The following is a 15,332-nucleotide window of genomic DNA, read 5'->3' on the forward strand; positions in this document are numbered from 1 at the left end:
GGTGTGTGCGGGCGGCATGGTATGGAAGATGAATGTAGCGACCCATGGAGATCTCGTAGTGTCTAGAACAATAACACTTATTAGGGACAAGTGGTTAAATAAAGTCGGGGTAATTGTTTCTGTGACAGTTATCCGGTAAAGAAATTCACAGAACTCCAGTAATGTGAACTATAAGGAAACCCCGAAATGGACACAAATGCACTGCGAGAAGTCGGAGAGCTGAATAGTACTTAAACAGACGAACAACAAAAACGTCTGGAACATCTATATAGATGTCATTTATTTATTCAAAAGGTAAATAAATGGGGAAGGCAGCTTGCTTTATGGAACCAAAATCCGAAATTAGTTTTGCGAGTAAAACGAACAAGAACGGAAAGTTCCCTTTGTGAAAGACCCTAAACTTGTATGTGGAGGATACGAAACCAATGACGGATAATGGTACAACAAGAAAGATTCATTCCTTAATAGATAAGGTTTACCACCCAACAAATCTATTGAGGGCTTGGGAAAAAGTTAAGGAAAACAAAGGTAGCGGAGGAATCGACAATATCAGTATTAGTGATTTTGAAAAGGTACAGTATAAAGAACTAGACAAACTACACCAGAGACTGAAAAATGATTCATATAAACCACTACCGGTCAGGAGAGTTAACATTCCTAAAAGAAATAAACCAAACGAGAAGAGACCTCTTGGAATTCCTGCCATTCGGGACAGAGTTTGTCAACAGGCTTTAAAGAATCGTCTTGAGCCAATATTTGAACCAACTTTTAATGACTGTAGTTTTGGTTATAGGCCAGGAAGGTCTACCCATCAAGCTATGAGGAAGATATATCGGGAGATTATCAATGGTTGCGAATGGGTCCTAGATGCAGACTTAAGAGATTTCTTTGGGAATGTCCAACATGAATTGTTAATAAATAAAATCGCGGAAAAAGTAAGTGATGGACGAGTCTTACGACTCATTAGGCAAATGCTTGAAGCGGGCTATATGGAAAAGGGAAAGAAACATGCGACCACTCAAGGCACACCGCAAGGTGGGGTAATCAGTCCGTTATTCAGTAACATCTATCTAGATTCATTTGACCATGAAATGGTTGATAAAGGGTATCGACTTACAAGATTTGCCGATGATTGGGTAGTACTCTGTAAAACAAGAAATGAAGCAGTGAAAGCATTAAATGATGCAAGACAAATACTATCTAAAATTGGCTTAACACTCCACCCTGAGAAAACCAGAATTACACATATTAAATGGGGATTTGAATTTTTAGGATATAAGATTAAACAGGGAAAAGGACTTAAACTTCCTCGCCATAAAATCAAAAAGCAACCTAATATAATAAACATCTATGCAATTCCTACTGAAAAATCAGTGAAGCGATTCATGGACACTATACGTAGCCGAACAAAACGAAGAATCCCATTAAGCTTGTTTGAGTTAATAGAGAGTATCAATCCTGTTATCAGAGGATGGGGTAACTACTATCGTAAAGCTCACGTTAGAAAACTCTTCAATAAACTCCAACGCTGGATTGTAAGAAGAATATGGAGCCATCGATTTAAAAGATGGCGAAACATGGGTTGGAAGAAACTTCACGAATCCAAACTCTATTCGGATTACAAACTTGTAAACCTTATTTCATTAATTCCAGATTTAGAATCCAAAGTTGCATCTAAAAGATGACATAAAGGAAAGCGGATTACGGGAAAACTGTACGATCCGTTTGATTGAGCGGACGGAGGAAGGCTTTTGCCGACCTCCTTCGACTCTACACTTACCTACTCGAGAAGGAAAAGAAGGACTGAACCAGATATGAAGAGTAACGCCTTAGAGTATCTATCATTCAATGAAACAGAAAAGGAAGAACCTCATCTATGGAGGAAGTAATGATTTACAGGGGATATAGACAGAGGGTGGAGAATGAATAGGACACAACAAGGAAAGAGACTCACGCAGGAGGAAATATCGATGTTAATGGAACGAATCGTGTCACGTGAAAATTTCATTCGCTCGCTAGAGCGAATAGAGAAAAATAAAGGGAGTCATGGTGTGGATAAGATGCCCGTAACATTCCTACGTCAGCATCTCAAAGAGAATTATCACCTAATCAAACAAGAGCTTCTTTTGGGTACCTACCAACCTCAACCTGTACGCCGAGTCGAAATCCCGAAACCAGGTGGTGGGAAGAGAAAACTAGGTATTCCAGCCGTGACTGACCGTTTCATTCAACAATCAATTTCACAAGTTCTTACTGCCATATATGACCCAACCTTCTCATATTATAGCCACAGATTTAGACCAAGGAAACGAGCACATGATGCGGTTAAGCTGACGCGCAGCTACATTGAGGAAGGATGCAGGTGGGTGGTTGATATCGATTTAGAGAAGTTCTGAATGGTACGTACGGTGGTGTGAGAGGTCGGGGGTTAGTCACCCCCTCCTACTCGATTATTTTCTACTATCAGTAGTCAAGACAGTGGACTGTGTTGAATACGATATAATCCGACTATCATTAGTTCGAGGCCGCTCTTTATGGATTCGGCTTTGTTTAAAGTGTTTGTCCTCCTGTTTGTCTTCCTGAAATATTATTTTTATTAGAAAACATTAAAAGTAAACTGGTAAATATAGCGATAAAAGGCGACTTTTTTTAAAAGTATTTCTCCTTATTTTATGACCAAATGAATGGGCGGCATGATGTAAACTTTTCTATTGATTTTTGACCGCCTTTTGACCGCGAAACATGTAGAATGATGTATATTCCTATTTTCAATTCAACTAAAAAAGCCTAATTTAAAGGGCTTTTTTAGGTACTGTATTGTTTTATTTTTCTTCCTATTATATATACATATTAAAGAGCGTAAAAAATACGGTCAAATATCCTTTGTAAGATTAGAAAAGGGGATTATCCAAAAAGGATAGATGCAATGGTTAGGTTAAGTTACTAATATTCTTTATGTTTAATTTACAGTCTTTCTTAAATGCCAAAATTTTAAAAATTAAATGATTAAAAATCATTCACTAAATCCCCTGTATCCCAAGAATGGCCACATTGTTGGCATTTTAAAATATAGGTTTGGCGATGTGGAGGGAGGCTGTAATTAATTTCTGCTTCGGCGTTTATATGGACTTCACCTCCACAAACAGAACAATTTGTAAAATACCTGTCACTAAGAAATTCGTCCTCAATACCAGAAAAAAGATCTTTTACTAAATAATCTTTTGGGTTAATTTCTAATAATGCCCTATTAAGATTGTTAGAAAATTTTAATCCAACTTCATCTGCGAACGGCTTTAAATTATCATGTAGCTCAGCAGGGTTATCTGGTCGGCTAAAGTCTTTTTTATTTTCTGTTATAAAGTATACATTGTTATATTCAACGGCGCTTTTTTTCAGAAAGGAGTATAATGTGAAAAAAATAGATGCATCTGCTGCTTCATTTTTAACTTTAGGTACCCCGTTTTTTTCTTCCCCTCCAAAAAAAGGAGGTTTTTTACTAATCGCAAAATCTACAACGTGCTTATCAACATCTGGTGTCCTGTCAAGAATTATTGTCCTTGGATCTTTTAATAATTTGTCAATCTTTTTAGCTCTTTGGCCGTATGTATACTTATATTTTCTAACCTCCATTTTTTTAATTTTTTCTAATGTGTATTTTAAATTTTGTCTCGCTTTTTCCTCTACATATTTTATTAAATCTTCGTGTCGATTAATTGATTCAGATATTTGGTCCAAAAATTTATTGTAGTTTGATTCCTTATGTCGTTCCCATTCCTCCAGAATCTGGTTTGTAATTATTAAATCTGCTTGAAGAAATAATATATTGCTTATGAATCTATTAAAAACTTCATTAGTATGTTTGTCTGGTTGAAAGAGGTACAGTAATACATTTGTATCAACTGCTATTGCGTTATCTGCATTCATATTAAAACCTCCAAGAAATTTTGAACTTTATTATTATTATTAATATTTAATGATTGGTATTACCTTTAAAACCAATTTATAATGCCATTCAAAAACTCAATATTACCTAAAGATTCTTTTACTTTGTTTTTTATGTCATCAGGTAGTTTTGTATAACATGTTTTCATTTCAATATCCACCAAAAATTGTCTTTAAATTAAATTTTAACATAAGAAAAAAGTATGTAGAGAAAAAATTAACAAATATAAATTAAATTAGGACTGGTAAATTAGACACAGGATTTTTCTTTTTTTAACTTTTCGAAATATAGTAAGGATTATGAAAAAACGACACAAGATGAACTACTTAATTTATAGCTCGGAGGACAGTTTTGAATATCTTGAGGATAGGAATGACCGATATGACCTTGAAAATGAACAATATAGAAGGCGAATTAATATGTAATAGGTTTCCTAAGTAATTGGGATCCATATTTTAATAATAAAAGCCTCGAATGCCAGTGCAGAAGAGGCTGTCGTTATGTTCTTTTTCCTTTTACCTCAGCTTATTAAAGATTAAGTGCGTCTGTCCACACATATTATAAAATAAAAAAGTTCCCCCAAAACCTCCCCCAAATAATTGGGGGAGAATACATTATTTTAATAAGCTGAAAAAATAAAAAACCCTAGAAAATGCGTTATTTCAACGCTTCTAGGGTTTTTATGCTTGCTCTTTACAGAGCAGAACCATTAACGTGAGTAATGCTCAATGTTTGTAAAAACGAGTTGGCTTCGACATTTGTTCAATGTCCCAAATCATAAGGATTCTTTTAAGAATTCTTCAGGTTTTGATTGATGCTTCCTAATTTCTTTAATTCACGTCAACACTTATTTGGGCAATAGGTACATTCCTCACCTCATATTTCTTTTTGTATACTAATATCATGTTATTTTTTAGTTTCATTTAAGGTCATAACGGTCCTTGTTGACCTACATGACCTAAAAAATACCAATAAAAGAACGGCTTTTTTATATTTCATAAATGGATAATCGTTTAATTATAACATGTAACAACTAGGTTGCTTAGGTGCCATGCTTGGTGCCCAAATTTTTAAAATTACAAATCACAAGAAAACACTAGTAGTCAAAAAAGCCTGATTTATCAATACTTGAAGATACATCAAGATACTAGAAAAACAGGTGACAGCAAACTTCAAAACTGCTTGAGACCTGCGTGCCAGGTCTGGTGGGTTCGATTCCCACGCAGTCCCGCCAAATTAACCTTTTCAATCAATCACTAAACTTCTTACCTCCACAGTCTTTTGTTCATTTTGAACGACACTGTGTGTGACCGAGAAGCTAAAACTGTGTGTGTTCAGAGCCTTCAAATTATTATATTTGGAGGTTTTTTGTATGCGTAAAAGTGTGAGAAAACATGGAAGAGTTATAACAACGAAAACTGTTACTGAAAGCTTTACGATGTGTGAAATGTTTGAGCGGTTTATGTGGTTTAAGCAGTCTGAGGATTTAGCACCTCGTACTATTGAGGAATACGGGATACACTTTAAATGGTTACTTGATTATCTAGAACAAGACTTATCAAGGGAGCAAATGACACTTGAGGTGTTTCTTGATTGGGTTGATTTCATGTTGAACGAAAAGGGTATTCAACCAACTACTGTAAACATTCGTGTAAGAACAATGAGAGCGTTCCTACGTTGGTGTTATATGGAGAATCTTATTGATAATCCTATTCACGAGCGGTTTAAACCCATTAAAACAGCAGAAGACACAATTGAAGCTTTAACTGTATCTGAAATAAAGACTTTGTTAAACGCTTTTGATGAAGCAATCTTTGTTGGTTTCAGAGATAAAGTTATGGTCATGGTTCTACTCGATTCAATGGTTCGTTTCTCTGAACTATTAGAAATTAAGAGGAGCAATGTTGACTTCAAAGCTGGTGTTATTAAGCTGGAAGCTATTGAATACAAAAACAAGGAAGGCACGTGAAGTACCTCTTTCTAGTAAGACTATGAAGCTTCTCAAAGAGTATTTTATTGAATCAGAGGATTTTGGAGAAGACCTTCTAATTTTGACATACGACGGTAGAGAAATGGTTTCTAATACTTGGAGAACTAGGCTTCATGAAGTGGCTCATCTTGCTGGGATAAAAAAAGCTGTTAGACCTCATGTTTTAAGACATACTGGAGCATTCGTTTTCTTCAAATAATTGAAGATTTATGGGTGAAAACCATTGTCCAAATGAAGTTTTTCGTGTTCTTGTCCATGAGATTGGTCCTTTTTTAGTGGATTTGGAGGGGTTACCACCTGACTTTATCCATTATAGGACTTTTTCTTTGCGCAAAATGCTAATATTGAACATTTTGAGTATTTTTAATAGTGGAATAAAATTAATGCAACACTAGTGATAAAGACTCTCTCTTCCCTTTTTTCATTTCATTGTTATCGACAAATCATTCTAGTTCTTATTACACATTTTTATCAATTAATTTATAATATTTTTAAAAAAATTTACAATAATGTTTAATTCGGCCAACTATTAAAAAAATAATCCACTAGAAATTATTGATTTCGATAAAATTATTAATGTTTTTCCAGATAATAACTTGAAATTCTATTTTATTATTCTTTATTCGACAACCTATAAGTCTATCGAACTATGCTCAAATCCCCCAATTTACTGTGATTTATATTGGATGTACGATTCTATTGTATTTATTTCTCAAAAATGGTTAGTGTATTCTCATTCTACTAATCACATAAAAGCTGCGAAATAAATATTAAACCAATAAAAAAGGGGAAAAGCTAATGAGCAAGAATAAAAGATTGAAGGCATTAAAGGTGATGACTACTGCAGCTGCAACATCCTTAGTTCTTTCATCATTGACAGTTTTTGCTGCAACGGATAACACTTCAAACGACCAATCCACTTCAGTTGAAGCACCACTGCAATCTTTCTTTGAGCAAGCGAGTGGAAAGAGATCGTTAGGGGACCAACAGACTGATCAAGAGAATGTGGAAGTAGACAAATCCCACAAGCCATATGACCAATATGCTCCTAACGATTCCGTACGAGTGATTGTGGAAATGAAAGGAGAACCTGTAAGTAGTGCTAAAGGCCATGGAGCTGAAAAGAAAAAATTAAAGCAAGCTCAACAAGCTTTGGTCAAAGAAATGAAAGAAACGAAAAAGTTGGAAGTGAAAGAGCGCCATAACTTTGTGACAGGTATTAATGGTTTTAGTTTGGATACAGAGTTCAAAAATATTAAAGAAATCGAAAAATTTCCTGAAGTTGCTAGTGTACATATTGCGGAAACTTATAAAGAATTGATGAGCTCTAGCAAATCCCTTGTACAAGCTCAAAAAGTATGGACTGAGTTAGGCTATCATGGTGAGGGAATGCTTGTTGCGGTTGTCGACACTGGAGTAGATTATCCTCATAAGGATCTAAATATGTCTGACAGAGGAAAAGAGAAAGAAAAGTGGACCTCTACCACTATAAAAGAAAAATTAGCTGAAACTGAAATAAATGATGGTTGGTTTACAGATAAAGTACCAACTGGTTACGATTGGGCTGACAATGATCCAGATGTTATCCCTTGGGGTTCTGCTCATGGAACGCATGTAGCAGGAATAATTGGGGCAAATGGAGCCGATGAAATAGACGGAGTAAAAGGGATTGCTCCTGATGTCCAGCTCCTAGCGGAAAAAGTCTTTTCTGATCATGGGGGTGGGGCATATGCAGACGATATCATAGCCGGAATCAATCATGCGGTTGAAATGGATGCAGATGTCATCAACATGAGCTTAGGAAGTGACGCTGAGTTTGTGAGTGAAGATAATCCAATACAAAAAGCAGTTCATGCTGCTACAGAGCAGGGAGTATTAGTGGTTTGTGCAGGTGGTAACTCATTCTACAGTGCGAAAAGTGGAAATAATTCTTATAAAAACGCACCCTATGCTCAAAATCCTGATATTGGCGTAGTATCCTCACCAGGAATCAGTCCATTTGCATTACAAGTAGCTGCTTATGAAAATGACCAAATACATATGGACACACTGACTCTTCCAGATGGGAAAAAACTTATTTACAAAAGGTATGGAGGTTATTATCCACTGACAGATGTTTTTACTCAAAATAAAGAGATTGAGTTAGTTTATGTAGGCTATGGTAGTAAGCAGGATTTCACCGGAAAAGATGTAAAAGGCAAAATCGTGGTGGCTGATCAACGATATGCGGGCAGTGAACAATATATACAATCTCCTGCTGTGCAGAGAGGAGCATTAGGAGTGATTGTGGTTCCTTTAGCGACACAAGGAGACTATAGTAAATTAATTTTCTCTCAAGGTTCCATCCCAGGAGCTAGTACTCAGGTCGCTGAAGGACAAAACTTGGTTCAACGTTTGAAAAACGGTGAAAAGATTACGGTTCAAGCGGGTCAGGGAACCTGGATAGATAATATAAGTAAGGGGACAATGTCTGACTTCTCATCTTGGGGAGCACCGACTACCCTTGATTTTAAACCTGAAATCACCGCACCTGGTGGTAAGATTTATTCAACTATCTGGGAAAACCACTATGCAATATATAGCGGGACTTCCATGGCTTCACCAATGGCAGCGGCTGGAGGAGCTTTGGTTTTACAGTCGCTCTACGAAAAAGGCGTCAATAGAAATTCTAATGCTATCTATCAAGCGAAAACAGCCTTGATGAATACAGCTAGAGTAGTGATGGACCCTGCAACAGATGGGAAAATTCCGTATTCACCACGTAAACAAGGGGCAGGGATGATGCAAATTGCTAATGCTCTGCAAACACCTGTATTAGTAAAAAATAAGTTTGCTAAGCCAGAAAATGCAGCTGCTGTGGAATTAAAAGAAATTAAGCAAGATAAAGTGAATTTTATGCTGGAGTTAGATGCGTTAGCTGGTAAATCTTCTCCAGAGGAGATTACTTATGATGTGTATCTAGATCTTTTAACAGATGATACCGAGCTGAAAGATATTGATGTAAATAGAGATGGGAAAAACGATAGAACCATGGAATCGTTAAAGATGATGAGTAAGCGCATCGAAGGTGCAACAGCGAAGATCAACGGAAAAGATTTTAGTGATACAACTCCTGCTACCTTTACCGTGAAAAAAGGTCATCTGCAAGATTTAGCGGTGGATATTAAACTTCCAGATGAATTGAAGAAAAACATATTTGTTGAAGGATTTGTTCGTTTTGTTCCGAAAAATGGAAGTCCAGATTCGATTCCGTCTTTAACAATTCCGTATATGGGCTTTTATGGCGAGTGGGATCAACCTCAGAACTTAGATGCACCGATGTGGGACCCAAATGCATTTTTACAAGAAACAGCTCTATTTAATTACTATGGTGCGAAAAACTGGATACAAAAACCAGCAGTAGCACTCGGTTATGATAAAGTGACCAAAACATTCTCCGAAGAAAGAATGGCCAACTCTCCGCATGCTGCGAATCAAGGTGTTTATTCGGTCTTCACCGCCCTACGTAATTTAAAACAGGCGCACATGTACGTTGAAGATGCATTAGGTAATCGAGTTCGTGATCTTGGAGATTATAGTGATTTAACAGGAGAACCATGGAAATTTACTAAAAATGTAATGGCGTCAAACAGGTACTATTATGGTGGATATGGGTGGGATTTGAAGTCAGCGGAAGGAAATTACGTTCCGGACGGAAAGTATCAATTTATTATAGAGAGCACATTAGATTATAAAGGAGCTCGTCCACAAAGGGTTACTCTCCCTATTAATGTAGATTCAGTTGCACCAAAAGTAGAAAATATTCAAGTTAACAAAACACCAGAAAATAAGTATCTGATTACTTGGGAGATGTCAGATAATGCAGGGGGAAGCGGCTTAACAAAGTCCTTTGCGACGGTCGATGGCGTATATAAAAATGTCTCGGCAACACAAACGTCCCTATTAGTAAATTCAGAACCGAAAAGTGTAGTCATCGTGCCATTTGACTGGGCAGGTAATATCAGTTATGGAATATACGGAGATCGCTCGTATTTAACACAGGAATTATTCCTTTCACTCTGGGATGTATGGCAAAGACCAGTAACGGTACAAGAACCAGCTCATATTTTGGGAATAGGCTTGAAAAAATTGAACTGGACAATTACAATCCAAGATCCTGAAGGAAAAGTGGTCGATACTTATAATTTTGCGAATACAGAGACTGCTTATATCGAAAAGTGGACTCCAACACCTGATATGCCAAGCGGGCAATATAAAGTAATCGCTGAGATGGAAGATGAAACGGGTCTAAAGATCAGCACAAAACCACGATATATGACGATAGTACAACCTTAAAAACGAAACCATAAGATAAAACCTCAATCCTTTATATTAGAAGGGTTGAGTTTTTTTTATATACGAATCCGAGATATTTCACATAAAAGAGAGCCCCACTTTTGAGGCGCTTGCTAACAACTAAATAGATATTGTTCCTCTCATCTTTTTCTCAACAGAGGAACTTGGAGTTCCCAAAATACCGAAAAGTAACTTGTTCAAACTTCCCTAGATGACAAACAAGTAAATTAAGAAAATAGGGAAGTTAAAAGTATTCTAGAATAAACAAATTAGATTCAATTAAAGGAGAAAAGGAGGACGTAAAATGAACAATTTGTTGGGGAAGTTGATTCAGAAAGCAACACACACACATTAAAGGAACAGGGTGTGCCAGTACCTATCACAACCAACATGCACAATATTTACTTGAGAAGAAGCCGACAGGTGGTGTCGGTCAGTTAGAGGTTGAAATTAGAAACAGAACGGTGATCATATCAGGTAAAATCAAGAAATTGCTAGTTTTTGTTTTTTTTATAATTTTCCTTAATCCGAAGGGTTCTCAAGGGAGATTGCTTGATTTTGAAATCGTGAAATTTTCCCCAACCAATCTGGAAACAGTCAAAAAGAAGGTGTTTATTCAACCACCTTTTGTATCTTACGAGCTAGGAAAGGATAATTTAAGTCTGGGGCACTTATAGGATGCCATTCAACAGATAATTCAGGATTTATTACCTTTAAATTATAATCACTGGAAACTGCTTTTCTAGGTTTTCTATGAAAACAAATTTTGCAGCGATTTCCTGTTGCTCTCGTGGAAACCTTATCTTGCCATTCATGTCCTTTGTACAGATTCACCATACCCGCTTATTTGACATTAAGGTAACATCATAAGGTGTTAGTAATCCGTTTTTATCATAATGCCACTCTTTTGCAAGCAGAGGATTTCTAGTTTGTAAGCAAGATTCAGTAGTAGGAATTTTGCTAGAGCAATATGGGCAGTCATCACCTCTTCTAGTTCTGTTAGAAAACTAGCCTTCCACTCATGTCCTTTTTCACAATTCCACCAATATACTTTTGTAGTTGCTCTAGAAACTTCAATGGGTGTGATCTCTCCATTTTTATGTGGATGCCATTGATTTGCAATTTCAGGATAAGTATTTGCAAGACTGTTACTTGGCAAGAGCCGTTGTCCTGAATCGTATGGACAACCAGCTCCTCTTTTACGATGATCAAGTCTTGCAGACCATTGATGGCCGTTATCACAGATCCACCATAATGTTGTTTTTGCTTTTACATTTAAATTTCTAGAGTCTAGTCCAATATTTTTTTCCCAGTTCCATTCTTTGATTAAATGCTCATTTATACGCCATATTCCTTAAATTCCTTTAGAATAAATGAAATGATAAGTTGTGTCGGTAACTATAAACAATTTCAGATAATCTAAAAGCAAGTTGTTTGTGATTGGATGCCCACAGTATAATCATGATTAATGCAAACTTAACCGGCTGAGTAGTGGTAACATTTTGGTCACATACGCAAAATAATTAATAATTAGTAGAAATCACAAATTAGTATCGAAATGACGATAACCCCTTTAATATCAACAATTTCCGATAATATAAGATGTTTAAAAGTAACAAGAAATAACACCTTTCCTCTAACTTCAAAACTGCTTGAGACCTGCGTGCCAGGTCTGGTGGGTTCGATTCCCACGCAGTCCCGCCAACTTAATGTTTTTAACGTTTTAAGTGCATGTTTACCCAAAAGGAGTTCTTTTTGAAGTAGAGGTAATAGCTTTAACAAAATAAGATAAATCCTATAAACTAATGTGACGTTTACTCCAGTTTCAAAATGAAAATTTCCAACTCGAAATGCAGAATCCGGCAGTTGCGATTGGCAGCGTGCTGCTTTTTTTGGCCAAAAATAATAAAAATTCTTTGTTTATTTCAATCTTAGCACTGTAGCCATTTATGAGGGGTTTAAATTCTCCATAATATCTTGATATCGCTATCATTCTTCTCGTAACCTTTGCCACCCTCCAGAAGTTAAACATCACAATAGCCCAAAGAGCTGATAAGGTGTACTAGATAAAGCGCGTAAGGATGTAAAAAATAATATTGTTGGGTATGGACTGAAAAGTCCGTCTTTTTATCATTAAAACAACTTTTTTATAGAATATTCTGAAAAAAACACCTCCTACATATTGAGTTTTTATTCTTCGAATGTTATATTATCTTTAATATTACATATTGATCACATGTTACTGATACGATCAGGCAGCGTGGTACGAGTGAAAGAATTTCTATTCTTTGACTTGATACCCGTTGCCTTTTTTGCGTCTATTCAGAGAGAGATTAGTAGTAATGTTAGATTTCAATATTATTGAAAATGAGAGGAGGTAAATAGATGTAGGGATAAAAAATATTTGCACGTGTAGATGATTATATTATTTTATGAACCTAAAAACTTGGAAGTAGATAGTTTGAGAAATATAGATAAATGAAGAAATAGGGGTGGAAAAGTTGTCAAAAAGAAAGTTATATACAAAGGCTGCACTAACAGTTTGTTTAGTAACCGGATTGTTTGTTCCCTTAGATTTTCAAGAAACCAAAGCACAAAGTAATAATGAAGATTACGATTTTACAATTTCCCCAAAACCAAAATCTATTGAAAAAACAGGAAATGGATTCCCTCTTAATCCAAAAGTTGGTATAGTCACTGAAAAAGATACTGATGCCATGGCCCTTCTTGAAGTGAAAGGAGCTCTTGAAAAAGCAGGTGTTAATAAGATCATTGAGAGTGATATAAATAATCCACTTCCTGATGCTCCAGTGTTAATTTGGGTGGGAGAATTTAAAGATGAAGACGAGTTAAAAATAGTGGAGGAAAACGTTGGTATACAAAATATCGATATTAACCACAAAGAAGGCTATATTGTTTCATCAGGAAAGAGCAACGGAGATAAAAAAGATATTGTGATTGTCGGAAATGATGCAGCAGGAACATTCTATGGCGCCGAAACTTTCAAACACATATTAATAGAACGGGAAGGAACCGATTGGATTCCTGAAGTAGAAATAAAAGACTGGCCAACTATGCCGATAAGAGGAGCTATTGAAGGTTTTTATGGCAAACCATGGTCTCATGAAGATAGATTAAGTCAATTGGATTTTTACGGCGAGCATAAGATGAATAGCTATATCTATGCACCAAAAGATGATCCTTACCATCGTGATAAGTGGAGAGAACCATATCCAGAGGAGAAGATAAAGGAAATCGAAGAACTTGTTAAGACTGCACAGAAAAACCACGTTACCTTCACGTTCGCCATTTCACCAGGGAATACCATCACTTTTTCCAGTGATGCGGAGTTACAAGTTTTAATGAACAAGGCCCAAGCCATGTGGGATGTCGGAGTGAAGTCCTTTGCCTTGTTCCTTGATGATATTAACCCAAGTCTCCGTTCACCTCAGGATCGTGCAATGTTTGGCATTGATGCAAACGCATCTGCAAAAGCACAAGCCTATTTATTAAACCGTTTTAATGAACAATTTATTAAAACTCATGAAGGGGCAGAACGATTAATTACGGTACCAACAGAATATTACCAAGCAAATACTTCGCCTTATCGAAAAACATTTGCAGAATTGGTCCAATCGGATATTGTTGTTCAATGGACGGGGATTGGCGTCGTAGCTCCTTCGATTACTTCAGCCGATGCGGATAAAATTCATGGGATTTTCAAACATGACCTTTTAATCTGGGATAACTATCCAGTCAATGATTTTGACCGAAACAAGTTGTTCCTCGGGCCATTAGTTGGAAGAGATTCAAACCTGACTCCTGAACATGGCGTCATTGGTTTAACTGCCAATCCGATGAACGAAGCGGAGGCATCCAAGATTCCGCTGTTTACGGTGGCAGATTATACTTGGAACCCGGAAAGCTATGATGCAAATTACTCCTTGGAACAGAGTATAAAGGAATTTGCTGGAGATGCAGCAGAACCTTTAAAGGTTTTTGTTGATTCTTCGTATGCTGCAGGGCTTAATAACAGCAAAGAGCCGTTCTCAGAAAATTTAAAGCCGCTAATTGATAAGTTTTGGGCTGCATATGAGTCAGGGAACGTCAAAGAAGGGGCAGATGACCTACTTAATGAATTTATTAAGTTGAAAAATACACCGCATCAACTACGAAATACGTTGGATAATAAAAATTTTCTTGAAGAAGTCAATCCATATTTAAATAAGATGGAGCTTTATGGATTCGCAGGCGAAGCAGCAATAAAAATGGTCCTAGCAGAACAGGAGAATGATACACAAGCAGCAATGGAGCAAAAAACGTTACTCCAAAACACGATGACAGAGATGGCGAAAATCCCGCAAAAACTAAGCTTGGGTGTCATCCCTACCTTCCTTGACCGAGTTATTAATGGTAAAAATTTAGCGGAGGGAAAAATAGCCAAAGCCTCTTCTTCTGAGGTCAGCTGGCTGACACCTGATTTAGCAGTCGACGGAAACAATACTACAAGATGGGCCTCCTTATACACGAATAATCAATGGATTAGTGTGGACCTTGGACAGATTTATTCTATTAATAAAGTAATTTTAAACTGGGAAAACGCCTATGGAAAACAATACAAAATACAGGTATCACAGGATGGCAACCAATGGACTGATGTCTATACAGAATTAAATAGTAATGGCGGAACCGATGAAATCGAGATCCCTTCAACTGAAGCCAGATTTGTAAGAATGCAAGGAATACAAAGGGCATCAAGCTGGGGCTATTCTTTATACGAGTTTAAAGTGTTTGAAACTCGAAACTAATAACACTGAAATTGTACTAGAAATGTTCTTTTTAAGGTAAACAGATGCTTTATGCAAAAAGCATCGATTCTGAAAAACCCGATATTTGGTGCTTGATCTGAGGTGGGTAAGACGCTAAAGAAAGCGTTTACAAACCGAGTTTTTTATGGTATGATTATTTTAATAGTTTAATATGGATCACATGTTACTGATACGATCAGGCATGGTGGTAAATGAATGGATAGCTCTATCCGTTTATTGTACCCCCATGCCTTTT

Annotated in this window: 7 protein-coding genes and 2 pseudogenes; 6 read left to right on the forward strand and 3 right to left on the reverse strand. The window is 36.5% G+C overall.

What is annotated here, in order from left to right; genetic code table 11:
• Positions 1-425: 425 nt before the first annotated feature.
• Entirely contained in the window at positions 426-1,685 is a 1,260-nt protein-coding gene (gene ltrA, locus ACJ004_RS03250; RefSeq protein ID WP_410891083.1) for a group II intron reverse transcriptase/maturase, read from the forward strand.
• Positions 1,686-1,970: 285 nt separating this feature from the next.
• Positions 1,971-2,393, forward strand: a pseudogene (locus ACJ004_RS03255) (group II intron reverse transcriptase/maturase); the annotation flags it as partial.
• A gap of 613 nt (positions 2,394-3,006) precedes the next feature.
• Here the strand turns inward: ACJ004_RS03255 and ACJ004_RS03260 are convergent.
• On the reverse strand, positions 3,007-3,924 hold the full coding sequence (locus tag ACJ004_RS03260) for a PIN domain-containing protein (protein WP_410891084.1): 918 nt from the start codon (positions 3,922-3,924) through the stop codon (positions 3,007-3,009).
• A gap of 1,391 nt (positions 3,925-5,315) precedes the next feature.
• Between ACJ004_RS03260 and ACJ004_RS03265 the strand changes: the two genes are divergently transcribed.
• The 3 genes from ACJ004_RS03265 to ACJ004_RS03275 all read left to right on the forward strand — a co-directional run bounded on the left by ACJ004_RS03265 (position 5,316) and on the right by ACJ004_RS03275 (position 10,268).
• A complete protein-coding gene (locus tag ACJ004_RS03265) occupies positions 5,316-5,912 on the forward strand; it encodes a tyrosine-type recombinase/integrase (RefSeq protein ID WP_410891085.1) in 597 nt (198 codons plus the stop codon).
• A gap of 22 nt (positions 5,913-5,934) precedes the next feature.
• The gene (locus ACJ004_RS03270; protein ID WP_410891086.1) at positions 5,935-6,132 is read left to right on the forward strand and encodes a tyrosine-type recombinase/integrase; all 198 of its coding nucleotides are present in this window, start codon (positions 5,935-5,937) and stop codon (positions 6,130-6,132) included.
• A 599-nt stretch (positions 6,133-6,731) separates the two neighbouring features.
• On the forward strand, positions 6,732-10,268 hold the full coding sequence (locus tag ACJ004_RS03275) for a S8 family serine peptidase (RefSeq protein ID WP_410891087.1): 3,537 nt from the start codon (positions 6,732-6,734) through the stop codon (positions 10,266-10,268).
• Between the two features lie 830 nt (positions 10,269-11,098).
• Here ACJ004_RS03275 and ACJ004_RS03280 read toward each other — a convergent pair.
• Together ACJ004_RS03280 and ACJ004_RS03285 are read right to left on the reverse strand one after the other, a co-directional pair.
• Positions 11,099-11,224, reverse strand: a complete 126-nt coding sequence (locus ACJ004_RS03280) for a zinc-ribbon domain-containing protein (protein WP_410891273.1) — start codon at positions 11,222-11,224, stop codon at positions 11,099-11,101.
• Positions 11,225-11,286: 62 nt separating this feature from the next.
• Positions 11,287-11,619, reverse strand: a pseudogene (locus ACJ004_RS03285) (zinc-ribbon domain-containing protein); the annotation flags it as partial.
• A gap of 1,150 nt (positions 11,620-12,769) precedes the next feature.
• Here ACJ004_RS03285 and ACJ004_RS03290 point away from each other — a divergent pair.
• Complete coding sequence (locus ACJ004_RS03290) at positions 12,770-15,076, forward strand: glycoside hydrolase family 84 protein (RefSeq protein WP_410891088.1); 2,307 nt, start codon at positions 12,770-12,772, stop codon at positions 15,074-15,076.
• The last annotated feature ends 256 nt before the right edge of the window (positions 15,077-15,332 follow it).

It is taken from the genome of Neobacillus sp. 204 (genome assembly GCF_046562815.1).
GTDB lineage: Bacteria > Bacillota > Bacilli > Bacillales > Cytobacillaceae > Neobacillus.